This is a genomic window from Pseudomonas sp. BGI-2, assembly GCF_004310295.1.
Classification (GTDB): domain Bacteria; phylum Pseudomonadota; class Gammaproteobacteria; order Pseudomonadales; family Pseudomonadaceae; genus Aquipseudomonas.
In genome coordinates this window covers 22,701-40,636 of the sequence record NZ_SISB01000054.1, presented here as the reverse complement: position 1 = coordinate 40,636, position 17,936 = coordinate 22,701, and the positions used below count along the sequence as shown (strand labels likewise).

The 17,936-nt window shown below is 59.9% G+C and carries 22 protein-coding genes and 1 pseudogene; 13 read left to right on the top strand and 10 right to left on the bottom strand.

Annotation, left to right across the window (positions count from 1 at the left end; genetic code table 11):
• The first annotated feature begins 349 nt into the window (after positions 1-349).
• The 4 genes from EYC95_RS27175 to EYC95_RS27160 all read left to right on the top strand — a co-directional run bounded on the left by EYC95_RS27175 (position 350) and on the right by EYC95_RS27160 (position 3,808).
• The gene (locus tag EYC95_RS27175; protein WP_131063067.1) at positions 350-988 is read left to right on the top strand and encodes a hypothetical protein; all 639 of its coding nucleotides are present in this window, start codon (positions 350-352) and stop codon (positions 986-988) included.
• Entirely contained in the window at positions 988-1,419 is a 432-nt protein-coding gene (locus EYC95_RS27170) for a phage holin family protein (protein ID WP_131063066.1), read from the top strand. Before EYC95_RS27175 ends, EYC95_RS27170 begins: the two co-directional genes overlap by 1 nt.
• On the top strand, positions 1,416-2,237 hold the full coding sequence (locus EYC95_RS27165; protein WP_131063065.1) for a DUF3618 domain-containing protein: 822 nt from the start codon (positions 1,416-1,418) through the stop codon (positions 2,235-2,237). Before EYC95_RS27170 ends, EYC95_RS27165 begins: the two co-directional genes overlap by 4 nt.
• Before the next feature lie 320 nt (positions 2,238-2,557).
• Positions 2,558-3,808 (top strand): carboxylate-amine ligase, encoded by a 1,251-nt coding sequence (locus tag EYC95_RS27160; protein ID WP_131063064.1) that lies wholly within the window; start codon positions 2,558-2,560, stop codon positions 3,806-3,808.
• On the opposite strand, the gene EYC95_RS27155 is transcribed toward EYC95_RS27160, so the two are convergent.
• Entirely contained in the window at positions 3,712-5,418 is a 1,707-nt protein-coding gene (locus EYC95_RS27155; RefSeq protein ID WP_131063063.1) for an amidase, read from the bottom strand. The two genes, EYC95_RS27160 and EYC95_RS27155, sit on opposite strands and share 97 nt — an antisense overlap.
• A gap of 127 nt (positions 5,419-5,545) precedes the next feature.
• Complete coding sequence (locus EYC95_RS27150; protein ID WP_165557514.1) at positions 5,546-5,950, bottom strand: LysR substrate-binding domain-containing protein; 405 nt, start codon at positions 5,948-5,950, stop codon at positions 5,546-5,548.
• Positions 5,951-5,973: 23 nt separating this feature from the next.
• On the opposite strand from EYC95_RS27150, the gene EYC95_RS30415 reads away from it, so the two are divergent.
• From EYC95_RS30415 to EYC95_RS27130, 4 genes are all read left to right on the top strand, one after another.
• Complete coding sequence (locus EYC95_RS30415; RefSeq protein WP_218568860.1) at positions 5,974-6,300, top strand: FAD-binding oxidoreductase; 327 nt, start codon at positions 5,974-5,976, stop codon at positions 6,298-6,300.
• A gap of 53 nt (positions 6,301-6,353) precedes the next feature.
• Entirely contained in the window at positions 6,354-6,905 is a 552-nt protein-coding gene (locus EYC95_RS30410) for an FAD-binding oxidoreductase (protein WP_218568859.1), read from the top strand.
• 15 nt (positions 6,906-6,920) lie between these two features.
• Positions 6,921-7,718 (top strand): transporter substrate-binding domain-containing protein, encoded by a 798-nt coding sequence (locus tag EYC95_RS27140; RefSeq protein WP_131063062.1) that lies wholly within the window; start codon positions 6,921-6,923, stop codon positions 7,716-7,718.
• Between the two features lie 410 nt (positions 7,719-8,128).
• Complete coding sequence (locus EYC95_RS27130) at positions 8,129-8,521, top strand: GFA family protein (protein WP_131063061.1); 393 nt, start codon at positions 8,129-8,131, stop codon at positions 8,519-8,521.
• Between the two features lie 3 nt (positions 8,522-8,524).
• Here the strand turns inward: EYC95_RS27130 and phnE are convergent, their stop codons facing one another.
• The 5 genes from phnE to EYC95_RS27105 form a co-directional block, all read right to left on the bottom strand.
• A complete protein-coding gene (phnE, locus tag EYC95_RS27125) occupies positions 8,525-9,292 on the bottom strand; it encodes a phosphonate ABC transporter, permease protein PhnE (protein WP_131063060.1) in 768 nt (255 codons plus the stop codon).
• Positions 9,289-10,116, bottom strand: coding sequence for an ABC transporter permease (locus tag EYC95_RS27120; RefSeq protein WP_131063059.1), 828 nt, complete (start codon positions 10,114-10,116; stop codon positions 9,289-9,291). Before EYC95_RS27120 ends, phnE begins: the two co-directional genes overlap by 4 nt.
• The gene (locus EYC95_RS27115) at positions 10,110-10,907 is read right to left on the bottom strand and encodes a phosphonate ABC transporter ATP-binding protein (protein ID WP_131063058.1); all 798 of its coding nucleotides are present in this window, start codon (positions 10,905-10,907) and stop codon (positions 10,110-10,112) included. Before EYC95_RS27115 ends, EYC95_RS27120 begins: the two co-directional genes overlap by 7 nt.
• A complete protein-coding gene (locus tag EYC95_RS27110) occupies positions 10,904-11,755 on the bottom strand; it encodes a putative selenate ABC transporter substrate-binding protein (protein WP_131063057.1) in 852 nt (283 codons plus the stop codon). Before EYC95_RS27110 ends, EYC95_RS27115 begins: the two co-directional genes overlap by 4 nt.
• A gap of 172 nt (positions 11,756-11,927) precedes the next feature.
• Complete coding sequence (locus EYC95_RS27105; protein WP_131063056.1) at positions 11,928-12,410, bottom strand: HIT family protein; 483 nt, start codon at positions 12,408-12,410, stop codon at positions 11,928-11,930.
• 196 nt (positions 12,411-12,606) lie between these two features.
• On the opposite strand from EYC95_RS27105, the gene EYC95_RS27100 reads away from it, so the two are divergent.
• Entirely contained in the window at positions 12,607-12,990 is a 384-nt protein-coding gene (locus EYC95_RS27100; RefSeq protein WP_131063055.1) for a VOC family protein, read from the top strand.
• A 158-nt stretch (positions 12,991-13,148) separates the two neighbouring features.
• On the opposite strand, the gene EYC95_RS27095 is transcribed toward EYC95_RS27100, so the two are convergent.
• Both EYC95_RS27095 and EYC95_RS27090 read right to left on the bottom strand, forming a co-directional pair.
• Positions 13,149-13,511, bottom strand: a complete 363-nt coding sequence (locus EYC95_RS27095) for a DUF6124 family protein (protein ID WP_131063054.1) — start codon at positions 13,509-13,511, stop codon at positions 13,149-13,151.
• Positions 13,512-13,943: 432 nt separating this feature from the next.
• Positions 13,944-14,195, bottom strand: a complete 252-nt coding sequence (locus EYC95_RS27090) for a hypothetical protein (RefSeq protein ID WP_131063053.1) — start codon at positions 14,193-14,195, stop codon at positions 13,944-13,946.
• Positions 14,196-14,402: 207 nt separating this feature from the next.
• On the opposite strand from EYC95_RS27090, the gene EYC95_RS27085 reads away from it, so the two are divergent.
• A complete protein-coding gene (locus EYC95_RS27085; RefSeq protein WP_131063052.1) occupies positions 14,403-14,744 on the top strand; it encodes a hypothetical protein in 342 nt (113 codons plus the stop codon).
• Positions 14,745-14,992: 248 nt separating this feature from the next.
• Positions 14,993-15,991, top strand: a complete 999-nt coding sequence (locus EYC95_RS27080; RefSeq protein WP_131063051.1) for an acyltransferase — start codon at positions 14,993-14,995, stop codon at positions 15,989-15,991.
• A gap of 84 nt (positions 15,992-16,075) precedes the next feature.
• Here EYC95_RS27080 and EYC95_RS27075 read toward each other — a convergent pair.
• Positions 16,076-16,676 (bottom strand): annotated as a pseudogene (locus EYC95_RS27075) (AAA family ATPase).
• 147 nt (positions 16,677-16,823) lie between these two features.
• Here EYC95_RS27075 and EYC95_RS30405 point away from each other — a divergent pair.
• The gene (locus EYC95_RS30405; protein ID WP_305955878.1) at positions 16,824-17,123 is read left to right on the top strand and encodes a hypothetical protein; all 300 of its coding nucleotides are present in this window, start codon (positions 16,824-16,826) and stop codon (positions 17,121-17,123) included.
• A gap of 130 nt (positions 17,124-17,253) precedes the next feature.
• Positions 17,254-17,916, top strand: coding sequence for a hypothetical protein (locus tag EYC95_RS30400; RefSeq protein WP_218568861.1), 663 nt, complete (start codon positions 17,254-17,256; stop codon positions 17,914-17,916).
• Positions 17,917-17,936 lie beyond the last annotated feature (20 nt).

Below are 17,936 nucleotides of genomic sequence, written 5' to 3'. Positions count from 1 at the left end.
CGGTTTACGTTCCACGCTTCCTTCCCACACTCGGTCGCCCTCATGCAGTTGCGCTTCGCTTCATTCGCTGTGGCCAGCTCAAGAGAGGACTTTCACCTCTAGGATGGCGCCCATGCTGGGCGCACAAGTGACCCGCCGTAAGGGCGGAACCAATAGCCGCCGTTACCGCAGAAACGGATATGTCCCCCACCTCGAAGTCGGCAGCCCCCAGCCCAGCCGACGAACTGAACGCATCACTCATCATTTCGTTGGAACTCCCCATCACCCCCTTCGTCATCTGCAATGAGGGAGGCTGCACTCACTGCGAACTCCCGGAACGCTTGATTACAGACAGAAGGCGAGGGATGACATGAATACTTCAGACAGCACGACCGGGAGTCAGCCAGATAAGCCCAATTCCGCAGAGCCGGAGCCAGGCTTTGAACACTTGAAGGAGGACGTGACAGAAGCACTTGAGGGCGCGCGACAACAGGCAGACGCACAATTCGGCCAATACCGCGACACCGCAGCCGATCAGATCGAGGCCTTGGCCAAGGGAGCGAAATCAGTCGTCTCCGAACTCGAAAGCAAGGACACGCTCGGCATGTCCGATTACTTGGCAGACATGGCGGACTCCATGAGTGGCCTCGCCGGTAATCTGCGCGGAAAAAGCGCCGAACAGCTGCTCCATGACGGGGCCGAGTTGGCCCGCAGCAATCCGGGGCTGTTCATTGCCGGCAGCATTGCGCTGGGCTTCGGCCTGTCGCGGTTCCTGAAAGCCGGCAGTTCCCCAGCAGCAACATTCCCCGATGCCGACAACCCGGCAGCCGGTCACTCCATGCCACCGTCCGGCGGTTTTGGTGCACATCGGCCCTATGAAACCTCCGTTGCATCACGCAACGATCCAAGCCCTGGCATTACGCCGGCCTCACCGAATGAGCAAGACCACCCTTCGAACTTCGCGACGACCTCGACACCGGGTTCGACAAACTTCAATGGAGCACTGTGATGAACAGAGAAGAACCAGATTTTCCGGGCTCAAGACCCGTGTCTGCGCCTGATCATGACGCTTCCGTCGTCGGGCTGTTACGCCAGTTATCCCGTGAAGTGCCCGCGCTATTCACCAAGGAACTGGCGTTGGCCAAAGCCGAGCTTCAAGCCAGTCTCACGACGCTCAAAGCAGGGATTGCCGGTGTCGCCGGGGGTGCAATTGTGCTGTTGGCGGGGCTCATCATTCTGTTGATGTCCGCGGTCTACGGCCTCAGCACCATGATGGCGCCGTGGCTGGCAGCGCTGATTGTCGGCGTGGTGGTGATGATCGTCGGGTTCGCCATGCTGCAGTCCGGGAAAAAACAATTCGAGCCGTCCAACTTCAAGCCTGATCGCACACTGGATGCTTTGAACAAAGACCAGGAAGCGCTGCGGAGGAAAGTCTCATGAACAGTGAATTCGACACCGAGGCGGCAAAAAGCCCTGAAACCATCGAGCGTGAAATCGATGCCCAGCGGGCGAGTATCGGCAACATTGTCGATGCGCTGGAAAGCAAGTTCACCCCTGGCCAGATGTTCGATCAGGCGCTGTCGCTTATGCAGAGCAACGGCACGACATTCCTGACCAACCTGGGCACCAGCGTTCGCAATAATCCGGTTCCAGCTGTCCTGACATCCGTCGGATTGCTGTGGTTGATGATGAGCCAGAATCGCCCACCGTCACCCCGTCCAGCCTATCGCGTGGGCCCGGATCAGAACACCGTTGGAGAGTGGGCCGATGGCTTGGCTGACGGCATCGACAGTGCCCGCGACCATTTGCACCAAACGGCTGACACGCTCAAGGACGGTTATCAGAACGTCAAAGGCAAGGCTGCACACCTGGGCGATAACCTGGGTGCTGCCACCGACAACATCAGCCATGCCGTGCATGACGTCAGTGACCGATTGGTGCGCAATACACAGCTGCTGGGCAATCAGTTCAGCCAGTTGTTGAAGGAACAACCGCTGATGGTCGCCGCAGCGGGCATCGCGTTAGGCGCCATGTTGGGCGCGGCATTGCCTTCGACAGCGACCGAGCAACGCTACATGGGCAAAACCAGCGCAGGCCTTGCCGACAAGGTCAAGCAGCAGGCAAGGGAAGGATTCGAAGCCGTGCGCGACACCGTGACCAAAACCACCGATCACTCGGACGTAGAGACGAAACCGGAAGGTGAGTACCGCGCAGCCTCCGATACGCCAGCCGATGTGTCCCGAGGTTTGGGTACATAAAGGGCGGCGTGAAAGGCGGGAGGTCTGGCACACACTTCCCGCTTTTCTACCGATTGCCGAGGTCCGTTTAGCAACCGTCAGCCGCGACGCATTCTTTGTAGCAGTTGGCGAAGCCTGCGTTCGGCTGCGAAGCAGTCGTAAAATCAGACTATGCGGTGTATCAGGATACCCGCGCGACCAGGATTAACGACTGCTGCGCAGCCGAACGCAGGCTTCGCCAGCGGCTACAAAACGGCGTTAGCGCAGAAATTGCTTAACTGAGCGGCATCAGCCCTTGCGGGTATCACAAGACTGCAGTGCGCAAGCCGAGAAGAGCATCGATGGACAGACACCTGAAGTTTGGCATTGAAGAGGAATACTTCATCACGGACCTGGACACCCGGCGCATGTCCGAGAAGCCTCCCGACGCGTCCATCGAAGCATGCCAGGTGGTGTTGGGCGATTGCTTCGCGCACGAGATGTTCCGGGGGCAAATCGAAGTCGCTTCCCCCATCTTCACCAGCGTCGAGCAAGCAACGGAATACCTGTTTTCTGCCCGCACAAGGTTGCGGCAAACGCTCGAAGGGTACGGCTTGGGACTGCTCAGTGCCGGGAGTCATCCGTTGGCGGATTGGCGTCTGCAGCAGGCCACGGACCAACCTCACTTTCTTCAACTGTTCGAAGACTACCAGCGCGTAGCAAGGCGCAGCCTGCTGTCCGGCCTGCACGTGCATGTTGAAGTGCCAGGGCATCTGGATCGTATTCGGGTGATGAACGAAGTCTTGCCGTGGATGCCGTTGTTGTTGGCACTCAGCACTTCGTCACCCTTTTGGGACGGCGCCGACAGCGGCTTTATGAGCTATCGGCAGACGGCGTGTGATGAGTGGCCGCGGATGGGTATTCCGGAGTTCTTCGAAGATCAAGACGCCTATGACGCCTACGTCGCCTTGCTGATCCGCACCGGCACGATCAAGCAGGCGGGCGATTGCTGGTGGGGTTTACGCCCGGCCGCGAAGTACCCGACGTTGGAGATGCGGATGACGGACGCCTGTCCACGACTGGATGACGTATTGTGCATTGCCTCATTGTTTCGATTACTGGTTGCCCATGCCATTGATCAGCCCCGTCCGGGATCGAGCTATTCGCAAGCGTCGCAATGGATCCTCAAGGAAAATCGGTGGCGGGCGAAACGATCCGGCATCCATGCAGCCTTCATCATTGAAGGTTACGACCGGCCGTTCTCTGCCGGGCAATGGCTGTTCAGGGCGCAACAGATCCTTGGAGATACCGCGCAGAAGATGGGCGTGGAGAACGTGTTTGTTCAAGCCCGCCGGATTCTCCGGGATGGGACCAGTGCAGATCGGCAGCGGAGCGCCTATGCGCGAGCCTTGCGTGGTGGGAAGGATGTGCAAAGCGCTCTGTCGGACGTGGTGGGGCAGTTGCTGATGGAAACGTCGCAAGCGCCGTGCATCAGTGAAGTGGCGCTCGCAGTTTTTCAGCCCTGCAACGGCGGGGTCCGAGGCGGAACCAATCGCTTGGAGCCAACCGACTCAAACGCCGAAGCAAAGCGCAGCAGCGCTGAATCGTCATAGGCACGCCCGGCAAATGTCAGCCCGACTGGCATGCCGATATCCGCCATGACGCCCATCGGGACCGTGACCGTCGGAACACCGAGGTGACGAATGGCGAGGTTGCCGTTGGCGACCCACACCCCGTTACTCCACGCGATGTCCGCCGACTGCAGATCGACATCGGCATTCGCCGGCCCGACGTCGGCCACTGTCGGGAACAGCACCGCATCAAGGTTCAGCCGATCCATCCAGTCTTCAAGGTCGATTCGACGGGTCTCTTCCAGTCCGCGCAAGCCGTCAGGCACCGTGACGATCCGGTCCCACGGCGTGATGCCGCGCTCGGCCATCTTCACGTATTCATCCATGCCAGCGGCAAGGTCGTCTTCGCGATTGGGCAGGGTGCCCGGGTCGTGGGGGAAAATCAGCGGCCCGTCGACGTCGGCCAGACGGTTCAGTTTCGGATCACCGTTGGCCCGCAGGAAATCATCGAACGCCCAGGCCGACAGGTCCCACAACTCATGGTGCAGGAACTCCTTGGACACCAGGCCGCGGGTGAACACGGTCGGCGCGCCAGGACGATCACCTTCACAATTGGAGACCAGCGGGAACTCGACCTCGATCACTTCGGCGCCCGCAGCTTCAAGTGCCTTGCGCGCGTCTTGCCAGAGGCTGATCACGGTCGGACGGGTGTTGATTTTCTGCCCCGTCGGGCCACCGATGCCCGGCGCATCGCTGGTGCCCGCTTCGGGGTCCGCGTTGATGTACATGCGCGGAACGCCGAAGCGTTTTCCAGCAAGCACATCGGACTTTACGGCCAACTCGGCATAGGACGCAGGGCGCACCGAAGCGACACTCGGAATCGGCACCCAGGGTTGCATCCGCCACAGATCACCCCGTGTGTCGGGATCATTTGCCACCACCACATCGAGCACTTCGAGCAGGTCCGCCATGGTTCTGGCGTACGGCACGACCACGTCCATCGTCGGCGTCAGCGGCCAGTTGCCGCGCACCGAGATCACGCCGCGTGAAGGCGTATAAGCGCACAAGCCATTGTTCGAGGCCGGGCCGCGTCCGCTCGACCAGGTTTCTTCGGCAAGGCCGAATGCGGCGAAACTGGCAGCAGTTGCAGTCCCGGCGCCGTTCGAGGAACCCGAGGCAAAAGGGGCTGTCAGGTAGTCAGCGTTGTACGGGCTCTCGGCACGGCCATAGACCCCGCGCTGCATGCCGCCATTGGCCATCGGCGGCATATTGGTCTTGCCCAGGCAGATCGCCCCGGCGGCACGCAGCCGTTCGATGGTGAACGCATCGCGATAGGCAATCAGGTTCTTGAAGGCCGGACTTCCGGACGCCGCCGTGAGGCCCTTCACCAGATAACTGTCCTTGGCCGTGTAAGGAATGCCATCCAGCGGACCGAGCGTTTCGCCCTTGGCCCTACGGGCATCGGACGCCTGCGCTTCCGTGAACGCCTCGGGGTTGCGAACCACCACGGCGTTGAGCGCGGTCGGCGTGTCGGGGCCGTCGTAGGCGTCGATCCTGGCAAGATAGGCCTGGACCAGCTCAACCGCAGTGGTCTGGCCAGACTCCAGCGCCGCACGCAGTTGGGCGATGGAAACTTCGGTGACTTCGATCATGCTGTTGTCTCAAAATGGGTGTTCATATCGGTTTCTCGTTGCACGGCAATACGCGACAGGGTCTGGACTTGTAGCTTGGGCGTCTATTTAGCACTAAGGCGGGCGCAGAAGGAAACGGTGAAACGGTTTAGGCACTGTTTCGGGGGTGGCCGGGCACTTCCTGTTCCAGCCAGTCGAGGAACTCGGAGAAGACGCTTGAGCGCTTCACCCGCTTTGGATAGACCAGCGTGTAACGTCCACCCGTGATGATGCGGCCAGCATGCACGCGGGTCAGTTGCCCGGTGAGCAATTCATCGCGTGTGAGCACGGCGTCGACGAGCGCGATGCCCTGACCACATTTCACGGCGACGATGGCGGACTCCAGCGTGTCGAACGTCAGATGCGCGTTATCGGCCCCGGTCGAGCCCGGGTAGTACTCTTCCCAGCGGCGCCAGTCCAGGCGATCCATGCTCGAGTCCACCAGCCGCCCGGTCTTGAGCACCTCTTCCGGGGTCGTCCCGGCCAGCAATGCCGGCGAGCACACCGGAATCAATTCCTCTTCCCACCGAACACCAGTTGTCACTCGACAAAAAAGTCGTGGACGAAGCCAAGTATTATGGATTGCGCGCTGACCTCCTGGACCCTCAGGAGGTTCGGGAACTCGTGCCTTTCGCGGGCGATAACGTGTTGGCGGGCTACTACTATCATTTCGGCGGCCACGCCAATCCGCACCGCACCCTGCAGGCCTACGCATGGGCGCTGCAAAATCTCGGCGGCCGCGTTCTCGAACACACGCCTGTCGTCGCCATTGAACGCCAAGGCGACCACGTGACGGGCGTGCGCACGGCACAAGGCTTGATCGCCTGCGATCACCTGGTTTGCCGCCGGCCCGCATACCGGTGAATGGCCAAGCCCAACTTGGCGTAGAGATTCCGTTGGTCACCGCTCGAGCCGAGATGATCGTGACCGAGCCGCTGCCGTTATTGGAGGTGGGTGGTGTTGATGGCAACGGGCTGTATGGCCGGCAAACCCTGCGCGGCAACCTGGCGTATGGGGGTGGCCCGCACGAATGGGTCGAGCTCGCCGATCTGCGCGGCACACGTCCGCAGTCGACACCCCTGCAATGCAATATCGCCAAGCGGCTGGCCGAACTGTTCCCCAAAATCGCGCACAAACGGGTGATTCGCAGTTGGGCAGGGTTTATCGAAAACACCCCGGATGGTCGTCCCGTTATCGATCGTCCTGCGGCGCTGGATAACGTCACCGTCGCGACGATGTCCGGTGTCGGGTTCGGGCTCTCGCCGGCGAGCGGTCACGCCATTCGCGATCTGGTTGTCGACGGTGAGTGCAGTTTCGCCGACCTGTCCACGTTCTCGCTCTCTCGTTTTTGCGGCCCTCGAGTCGGACTGGCAAGCGATCCAGGGATGGCTGCCGTTGCCTATACCCGGGGCTTAGAAAGGCATTTTTGTACTGATGTTGAATCGTTCTGTTCGCAACCATCCTCCTGAAAAAAAGGATCGACCATGAAACGAATATTCCGAAATCTGGTTTTACTGGCCTCAATCGGCATGACGTTGAGTTCCTTCACAGCTCCGGCCAGCGCAGCAGACGACAAGCTGCGTTTCGGTGTGGCCGCCGAGCCGTATCCGCCGTTTCTGGTCAAGACACCCACCGGGCAATACACCGGTTTTGAACCCGACCTTATCCGGGCCCTTTGCGAGCAGATGAAAGCCGAGTGCGAGATCAAGGAAGTGGCCTGGGACGGCATCATTCCGGCACTGCTCGCCAACAAATTTGACGTGCTGTTCAACTCAATGGGCATCAGCCCGGAACGGCAGAAAGTCATCGCTTTCTCGCGTCCTTACTATGAGACGACAGGGATTTTCGTCGCCGCGAAAGACGTCAACCTGACGCTGACACCGGAAGGCCTGGCCGGTAAATCCATCGGTGTGCAGGGTTCGACCACCAACGCCGAGTTCATCCGCACCGCTTACGGTAAGGCATCGGACATCCGTATCTGCACCACGCAGGACGATTGCAACGCCGATTTGCTGGCAGGTCGTATCGACGTCATGTTTCTCGACAAGCTCGGCGACATCGATTTCCTGAAGTCCCAGGACGGGTTGGCGTACGAGGAGAAGGGCACCGGCAGCGTCAAGATGGACCCATTGCTCTATGGCCTGGGTATCGGGGCGCGCCTGCGCAAGAGTGACACCGCACTCAAAGAGCGAATCGATGTGGCGCTTACGCAGTTGCATGACTCGGGCAAGTACACGCAAATTTCGCAGAAGTACTTTCCGGTGGATCTCTGGTCTCACTGAAATCCAGCAGCGGGGAGCGCTTAACAATGTCTGGTTTCATCTAGCATCCGGCCGCTGCATCTGCCAATGCAGCGACCACCTGTTTCTCGATGTCCTTCTCATCGATCCCGCGACCGAAATGCTTGAGGTAGCGGCCCTGGCTGTCGAGCAGAAAAAGAGGGTCGAGTGGTCCATCATGTACTGGTCCGGTTTGAACTCGGGATTCTGGCGCAGCGGTGAGGACGCAGGCTCAGCAGAATGCTGTGTCGCACAACCGGTCAACGCCAGTGTCGGCAGGTATTTCCAACCCGCTGGTCGAGAGGCTGCGCCTCACTCGGCAAGACCGGCCGCAGAGGCTGATGGATCCTTCAAGGACGCCCGACGGCGCTCCTTGTAAACACTTCGACCGTTTGATTCAGAGGAGACGCAACATGGACCGATTCACCGGCGGCTGCCTGTGCGGCAATGTTCGAATCGAGGCGTCAGGACGGCCATACCGGGTCGGCCTTTGTCACTGTCTCGACTGCCGCAAGCATCACGGGGCTCTTTTCAATGCCAGCGCGATATTCCCTCAGGAGGCGGTGAAGATCGAGGGCGAAACCCGCGACTACGCCGGGCGGCATTTTTGTCCCCGTTGCGGCTCGTCCGTTTTCGCACGCACCGCCGACGAAATCGAAGTGAACCTGGGATCCCTGGATGCCCCTGATCAACTGATGCCAACCTACGAAAGCTGGATCGTGCGTCGCGAGTCCTGGTTGCCGGTGTTTGCGCTCATCAGACACTACCCGCACGATCGTGAGTGCACGGGGCGTTCTGAGGAGTAACCATCAAGCCTTGACCCAGCGTTGGCGGCTCCAGCTGCTCAATGAATCGACGGCGATGACCAGTAGCAGCATGGCCAGGATCACCGTGCTGGCTTGAGCTTCCTGGAACAGGCTGAGACTGACATAGAGCATTTGCCCCAAGCCACCGGCGCCGACGAAGCCCAGCACACTGGCCATGCGGATGTTGTTTTCCCAACGGTACAGGATGTAGGCCAGTAGCTGCGGCAACAGGTTGGGCAGTGTGCCGTAACAGAACGCCCAAACGGCATTCCCGCCCTGTAGGCGGATGGCTTCGGCCGGTTCTGGCGGGGTGTTTTCCAGTGCTTCGGCAAACAACCGGCCGAGTACGCCAGTGGTGTGCAGGGCCAACGCGAGAGTGCCGGCGTTGGGGCCGAGTCCGGCGGCCAGGACCATCAGCGCGGCCCATACCAATTCCGGAACCGCGCGCAAAGCGTTGAGCACCAGACGCGACGCACTCTGAAAAGGCCAGCCGAAACGCCCGGCTGCGGGCAGTGCCAACAGCAGACCGAACACCGCCGCGAGCAGGGTGCCGAGGGCGGACATGGCAATGGTTTCCAGGGCACCGTGGCCGATGGCTTGCAGATGACCCGCGCTCAGGTCCGGGCTGAGAAAACGTTGCGCATAGGCCCCCATCTGCTTCAGGTTGCCGGCGGCACCGAGCTCGCCAAGGTCGATGTTCAAGTAGATGAATGAAGCGGCGACCGCGATGCCGATCGAGAGGATCAGGGCCAGGTTGATCAGGCGATTCATGCCAGCCTCCAACGCAGCAGGCGGCTGAGTTGATCGGCGAGCAGCACCAGTAAGAGAAACGTCAGCAACAGACTGGCCACTTCACCACCGGCGAACATGCGCAACGACAGATCCATTTGCTGGCCCAGACCGCCGGCACCGACGAAGCCCATCACCACCGAGGCGCGGATGGCGCACTCCCAGCGGTACACCGTGTACGACATCAGCTCCGCCGCCACATTGGGCAGGATCCCGTAGCAAAACGCCGCGAGCCGACCGCTGCCTGAGCGCAGTAACGCGTGGGCCGGACGCTGGTCCACCGACTCGAAAATTTCCGCGTAGACCTTGCCCAACATGCCGCTGTAAGTAATGGCAATGGCCAGCACCCCGGCCGTCGGGCCGAGGCCGACGGCGCGCACGAACAACAGCGCCCAGACAATTTCCGGGACGCTGCGCAGGAAGATCAGTAAACCGCGAACTGGCCAACGCAGCAGCTGGCCGCCATAACTCGGGCGGCCCGCACGGGAGGCCGCCGACAGCGACAGGGCGCGACTGGCCAGCAGGCTGGCGGGAACGGCCAACAGCAACGCCAGGGCCATGCCGGCCGTGGCGATGGCCAGGGTCTGCAAGGTGGCTTGCAACAGCAGCTCAATGAACTCCTCGCCATGGGCCGGTGGCCAGAAGGCCGAGACAAACCGGACCATCTCGCTCTGACTGCCACTCGCCACTAAAACGCTGAGGTCCAACTCGCTGTAGCGGATGCCCGGCCACAGCAGGGCGATCGCCAGCAGGCTGAGCAGCAGACGGGGCAGGGCGGCGGGATCGCGGGTGGCAGACGTCAGCATCGGGGAATCTGCACACTCAAGGAAACGGGAGGCACCGGCGAGGATTGCAGCTGTTCGTTGGCGTAGAGCGTGTCGAGCAGCTCGCGGTCGACGTCGCTGGGCGCAAGGTCAAACAGGATCTGCCCGTCACGCAAGCCGATGATCCGCGAAAAGTGCGCCAGGGCCAACTCCACCGCATGCAGGCTGGCGACCAGGGTGACGTTGTGCTCCCGGGCATGGCGGCAGAGCACAGACAGCGTGTGCTCGGCCAACACCGGATCCATCGCCGAAACCGGCTCATCGGCCAGCAACACCGCGGGCGCCTGATACAACACACGGGCAATGCCCACGCGTTGTAGCTGTCCGCCCGACAGTTGCTGGCATTGCGCGAACAACTTGTCGCCGAGGTCCAGCCTGGCCAATGCCGCACGTGCGCCGGGAACATCCAGCGGATGCAGCAGGTTCAGCAGGCTCTTGCCCAGGCCCCACTGACCCAGTTTTCCGGCCAGCACCGCGGTGACCACGCGTTGGCGCGGTGGCAGGGGCGGCGATTGGTGGATCAGCCCGATGCGCGCGCGCAGACGCTGTCGCTGACGGGCAGACAGCTGCCACGCGCGCTCGCCGAGCACCTGCAACTCGCCGTTATCCGGTCGCAAAGCGGTGGCCAGCAGGTTGAGCAGGCTCGACTTGCCGGCACCGGACGGGCCGATGATTGCAACCTGTTCGCCTGCTCCGATGTGCAGGTCCACGTCACGCAACGCCTGGACGCCGTTGACGTGAGTCAGGCTGGCCTGGGTCAGACGCAATGTCATTTCAGCAGTTCGGCGGCGCGTGCGGCTTCCTCGATGCCTTTGTAATTGTCAGGACTGGTTTCTATGAACCGGCTGGCAGCCTGCAAATCGAGAATTTCCTTGTCCTTCGGGTTCGCCGGGTCGAGTGCGAGGAAGGCTGCCTTGATCTTCGCCGCCAGCGCCGGGTCGAGGGTCCCGCGCACTGTCCAGTTGTAGTCGAAGTAGGCCGGGGTGGTCGCAAACACTTTGACCTTGTTGGTGTCGACCTTGCCGGCAGCGACCAGTTTTTCCCACACGCTGGCGTTCAGGACCCCGGCGTCCACCTTGCCGGCCTGGACCCAGGCAACGGTGGCGTCATGGGCGCCGGAGTAGCCCACGCGGCTGAAGTAAGTTTCCGGCTTGATGCCGTCCTTCAACATGAAATAACGCGGCATGAGACTGCCCGACGTGGAGGACACCGAGCCGAAGGCAAAGGTCTTGCCCTTGAGGTCGGCGAGGGATTTGACGTTCGGGTCGGCGGTGATGAATTTGCTGGTGAACTGGGCGTCCTGTTCGCGCTGTACCAGCGGAATCGCATTGCCGGTTTTCAGCCGCGCTTGAACGAACGTGAAACCGCCCAGCCAAGCCATGTCGATGCGGTCAGTAGCCAGCGCCTCGACCACGGCCGGATAGTCACTCACTGGCACGAACTCAACCTTCATGCCCAGTTTTTGCTCCAGATAAGTGCCAAGCGGTTTGAACTTGCGCAGCAATTCAGTAGGGGCTTCGTCGGGAATCGCGCTGACTTTCAAGGTGTCGGCGGCCTGCGCCAACAGGCTGCCAAAAGACAGGGTAAAGCCGACGGCCAATGCCAGGGTACGCTTGAGCATGAAAGCTCTCCGGTGAATAAACAAAAAGAAATCGATGCGCCGGGCACAAGCTGATTGCTGCTTGGCGCTTTGTGAGGGTAGACGAAGCGCAGCGATATTAACCGCTTTTGACCTAATCAATATGTGTCGCGGAGGGTGGAAATCGACCCCGGAACAGACAAACTCGCTGCCCCTATCTGAATGCTTTGCGTAAATCATCAATGACCTGGTCAATTGATCGCCCTTGGACTGCCGGCGGCTCCGGGCTCTCTCCAAATTCACGCCAGATGAACAGCGTCAGTTCCGCTCCGTCAGTCAATGACTGGGCGTTTTCGAGGCTGGCGAATGTCTGCAAAAGCCTGTACCTGGCATCTTTCCAGAATAGCTCCTCGACCCAGGCGTACACGGGGATGAAGTGAAAGTGGATGGGGTAGCCAGGGTCATGACCGAATCGACTGATGTAGAGCCACTTCGGCTTCAGCTGCAATTCCAGGGTTTTCTGGATGTTGGCCAGCAGCCCACCCAACTCCGCCAGCGCTCGGTCGGGAAGTTCAGCCAGTGAGTTGACGTGAGTTTTCGCCCCCAGCATCACATAGCCGGGAAGCGCCGATGACAGGTGATGATTGAGAAGCCAGTGGGTGGTTTCAAGAATGATGAATTGGGGTGCTACTTCCATGTGCTGATGTCCATGATCGTGGGGCACGCAGAGTATCAAGGCATCGGCTGTTGTGAAGGGCGCTTCTGTGTCTATGCACTCCTCGCATCGGATTAATACCGATTCATCACTGTTCTTTCAAATGACCGAGGCACATTCTTTGCCGAACCCCGACGCCGTACTGTGCGTCTTTCTCACCTGACGAAGAGCTATAAAAATGAGCGTATTCACTCACGTTACAGTCGGTACAAATGACTTGAGCAAGGCCCGCGGTTTCTACGACAACGTACTGGGCGAACTCGGCCAGAAACGTATTGCAGACCTTGGCGACAACGGTTCTATCTGGGGCGAGAACGCACCGGCTTTCTTCGTTCTGAAACCGGCGAATGGCGCACCTGCCAGCGTCGGCAATGGTGTGACAGTCAGTTTCGAGGCACCGACGCGTGCCGCCATCGACGCTTTCCATGCCGCCGCATTGGCCGCTGGCGGGACGTGTGAAGGTCTCCCGGGACCGCGGGGCTGGGCGCCGAACGCCTACGCTGCGTATGCCCGTGATCTGGATGGCAACAAACTGGCTGCTTATTGCTTTAACCCTGTTTAAGCCTTGTATGAGGCTAATGCCGTTCACTTCAGAAAATCTTTAGTCGAGCAAAAAACTGTGGCGAGGGGATTTATCCCCGTTGGGTCGCGCAGCGACCCCAAAAAAGGGACCGCTGCACAGCCCAACATCAATTACCCGCTCAACACAGCAGACCGCACCTACTTGGGCAGATCAATTCTATCCAACACCCGGTTCGCCGTAATCTCCGCCACCATGATGCTGTTGGAAATGCCCAGCAGCGCATAACGCGATTCACCCTCCAGATGATCCACCAACTGATGGACCATCACATCGACCGAGGCCAGTGTCTCGACTAGAAAGACCGCCAGGGTTTCGGCCGTAGCCTCGGGGTCCACAGAAAACAGGGTGCTGCGTATTCGCGGGGTGGCTTTGATGTCGGCACTCGACGGGAAGTGGAAGTCGAGCGCCCGCTCGGCGGCTTCGTTGAGTTTTTTGGAGTCGGTGGATTCGTAGGGGGAAACGTCGTCCGTTTCCGGAGGGTTTGGCGTTGGTTTAAACATAGATGAAACTCCTAATTGAGATTAAGGAGCCCTCACCCTCGCTACCAAACGAGTGGGTGGTGGCCATACGCGGGTTGGTAGACCGGCAATTAGGACCCGGCGCCCCCGAAGGAGCCCTGCGCATGGCCACCATAAAAAACAGAGACCTGAAGAGGCCTGCAAACGGTGGCGCTATGCGCCTAATTGCCGGGCTACCAAACCCGATCGCTGATATTCAGCGACCTGGAAACGATAAAACCCAGGCCCAAGGCGCACAAGCCGGCGGATTCTGGCGCAGCCGTAGGCAACGGCGCAAGGTTATGTAGCTTTCAGGACGTAAACTTGATGGCGTTTAAACAAGCAATCTCCAGCCTGTTTAATAAGCGAGTGCGTACGCCTCGAGGCGAGCGAATCGAGGATCAGTTCCGGCCAACGACCAACTCGCCGAACCTGTCATGGGTCAGGCGCTAAAAGCCACGTATCCACCACCCGCCGATCCAGCTCCTCCCAATCCGCCATGCCCAACACCCGCGTGGTGTTCAACCCGCGTAAATAACCGCGCAGCTGATTGGCGGTGGCTCGCGCAACCTCCGGGGTGGGTGCGATTTCGCTTACCAGCACGGTTTCGTACTCGACCAAATACTCGGCCACCCGATCACGGAAATCGGGCAGGACAGCGTCGCGGATCAGGTCAAACGTTCTCAAGGAAAGGCCTCATCAATATTTTTCGGTTGTTATTGAGTGTGTACCAGTCTGCGGGGCACGCAACTATTGCTGGAAGTAATAGTGACAATCAAGAAACACAAGTTCTGCTTTGTCAGCAATGACCGGAAAATCGCCCCCATCGAACACCGCCCGTGACGCTGTCCCGTCGCGAGATGAGCGGACTATATATTTTTCAGGATGACCTCCATGCGCCCTTTGTTTGTGCCTGTCATGGCGTTTGCCTCTTTGTTGCTGGCCGGTTGCGCCTCCGCGCCGAACGACCCGACCCTGACCTTGCAGACCCACAAGACACCAGCCCAGTACGCTGACTGCGTCGTACCGAAATTGCAGGGCAGTGCGCTAAACCCTACCGTCTCGCAGACCCAGCGCAGCTACCGGATCGTGGTGCCGAGCAAAGTCTCCGCGGACAACGTGCTGGAAGCCTACAAGGCCGGCAGTGGCGGCAAGGTGTTCATCTACGAGCGGCACTTGCTGGCCTCGAACTTTCTGCCTTCGAGTTTTGGACGCGCCGCACAGGATTGCATCTGACCCGGCCCGTAAACGTTTTTCAAGCGCTCCTTTGGTTGGCCGCAACCAACCCATTTTTTGCCCCGCACCGCGTTTCGGTTGCGGGGCTTTTTTTTGCGTCGGCCCATTTGAATCGCCCCACACGACAGGGATCGCCTTATCCATATCGCACCGATGAAGGAAGGGTCCTGCGCCACAAAAAACCTGTTCTCAGGATGAAAATCAACGTAGTTTACGCGCCATAAATATAAGGACGTCTGGAGGGGTGGGTGGGAGCTTTTCGTCTGTTGTTGGCCGTTCTGGTGGCCGTTTCGCATATGGGCAAGACGGTCGCGGGGCTTAACCCAGGCGTGGTTGCCGTGATTTCCTTTCTGATTATCAGTGGTTTTGTAATGACCTCGCTCATCGAGCGCAACTACAAGGCGCCGGAGAAAATCGGCCTGTTCTACATGGACAGGGCCTTGCGGCTTTACCCTCAGTTCCTGTTCTACTTCCTCGCATCCTGCGCCGTGATTTATTACTTGCTGCCCGGCACGCCTCAAGCCGCCGAGCTGACGCTCAGGAATATCGCGCAGAGCCTGCCCATGGTGCCCCTCGGTTTCTACATGTTCGGGGTCGCGGGGTCGCTTGTTTTGCCACCGGCCTGGTCACTGGGGCTTGAGATGTGTTTCTACCTGGCGATCCCTTTCCTGATTATTTACAAGGCGAGGGGCGTTGCGTTTGCCTTGTCTGTCGCCGTGTTCATGACCGCCTGTTTTGGTTTCATCAACACCGATGTGTACGGCTACCGCTTGTTGCCGGGCGTCTTGTTCATGTTCCTGTGCGGCAGCTACCTGTACAAACCACAGGCGAAGGGCTTGGCAATCGCCGCCGGCACCGCCGTGGTGGCTGCCTTGATATTTGCGGCAATCGAAGCGGGACTGATTGAGCGCCGGCCGTTCAATGCGGAGGTGACTGCGGGCATAGCGTTAGGCATCCCGGCCGTGTACGTGCTGACGAAAATCAGGTTTCATCGGATTGACGAGTTCCTCGGCGACATCAGCTACGGCGTGTTTTTGAACCACTTTGTGGTGATGTACTTCCTGCGCGCTTTCTGGCCCGTTGCCTACGACGCGCACATCGTTGCCGCCGTTCTGATCCTGTCGTTCGGATTGAGCTGCGTTTCGTACTACTACATCGAACGGCCGGCCCTGAAACTCCGTCATGCGCTTCGGGGTGGCGCGAGGTATGGCGTGGGTAAACCGCAAGGCGGTGAAACAGCGGCTTAGTGCGTGTGGTGGTTGGCGTTCGTAGAGCGCAGGCCGAGTGGCAATCAACGGTGGTGCCTTGCGCTGAATTGCGGCCTTCTGGGACTACTGACCGCTTGTTGCGTCCGGACCTCCGTCCGGTCCAAGGCAGCCCGTTCCCGCTGGGTGTGGAGGCCGGGCGGAGGTTCCAGGCGTTGCGGGCAAGCTATCGAGAAATGCCGCAATCTGCCGAGTGCCGCGCAAGTGCAGCGTAGGAATGTGCGGACCCACGGCCAGGCGCACCGCCTCGATACCTGGGCGGTAGCCGCGATCGAAATTCCATACGAAGTTCAGAAAGGTCAAGAACTCCCGGTCTAGCTTCTCTGTACAGCCCGCTGCAAGGTCTGGGCGAGGGCGGTTCATTACGCTGCGCATGATCACCCGGGTGAAACAGGTGAGCCGCGGTGTATCGAGCCAGATGATCAGGTCGGCACGGGGCAGGCGAAGGTCGAAGGTTCTCCGCGCATAGTTACCTTCACATCCAGGCATCCGCTGCGATCGCTTCGCGGACCCGCACGCGGAATTGCTCAGCGTCCGGCTCGACCCAACCGGGCTCCCAGAACAACGTGTCCAGGTGCACCACGGGCAGGCTCAAGCGCTTGCCGAGGGCGCGGGCGAGGGTGGATTTGCCGCTGCCGGCATTACCCAGAATTACAATCCGTTGCATGGGGACATCCTGTCGCGAAAAAAGCCGGCGATTGTGCAGGTTTTGGATGGCCAGTTAAAGGCAGAAGTGGCACGGGACTGCATCAGGCTAAATACGAGTTCAGTTAACGCGATCTGCGGCACCGTTGTGCTGAAGAACCGCATGGTCATGGCACCCATGACTCGCACGCGGACGTCCGAGGGTGACGTCCCGAATGAATTGATGGCCGCCTACTACGGGCAGCGAGCCAGTGCCGGCCTGATCATCACCGAGGCAACGGACATTGCGCCGTCCAGCAATGGCTACGCCATGACCCCCGGCATCTATACATCAGCCCAGCGGCAGGGCTGGCGTCTGGTGACGGATGAGGTTCACCGCAATGGCGGCACGATATTTGTGCAACTGTGGCATGTCGGCAGGATGGCCCATCCCTCGCTCATGCCGAATGGCGAGGCGCCTTGGGGGTGACCGAGGAAAGGGCTGAGTCGCAGGTGTTCGCTCACGACCCGGATGGCAAGTTGGCCCATATCCCTGCGGGCAAGCCCCGGCGCCTGAGGCCGGAGGAAGTGATGGCTTTGGTTGGCACCGTTATGCATGCCTGCATCCATGCACAGAGGCTGTATTTGACGGGGTCGAAATCCACGGCGCCAACGTTTATCTGTTCGAGCAGTTCATGAACTCGGTGCTCAACACGCGCACCGATTTGTATGGAGGAGCTAGCGTAGAAAACCGCACACGGTTCCTGCTGGAAGTCGTTGAGGCGGCGGTGCGTGAATTGGGTCCAGGGTGCGTAGGTGTCCGCCTGTCGCCGTTCGGCAAGTTCAACGGCATCCCGGCGGACCCTCGCACCGAGGAAACCTTGCTGTACGTTGCCGAGCGTTTAGGTCGTCTTGGCGTTGCCTATCTGCATCTGGTCAACGAGCTGATACCTGAGGCGAACATGGAAGTTGCCGAGTTCAAATCGCAGCACCTCGACCACGCGCTGCTGGCCAAGGTTCGGGCAGCGTTTCCTGGCGCAATCATCTGGTGCGGCGGATTCACTGATCGAAAAAGCGCTCGGGATGCGCTTGATACCGGGTTGGTGGATTTGATCGCCTTCGGCAGCCCCTATATCGCAAACCCGGATCTGGTTGAGCGTCTCAAACACGGCTGGCCGTTGGATGAAGCGGACCGGTCAACTTATTACACCCGATGCGGGGAGGTGGGTTATACGGACTTTCCTGCATATTCCCTAGGTCGTGCTTCACGCCGGGTAGGCTGATAGCAGCGGTGGGGCGAGCA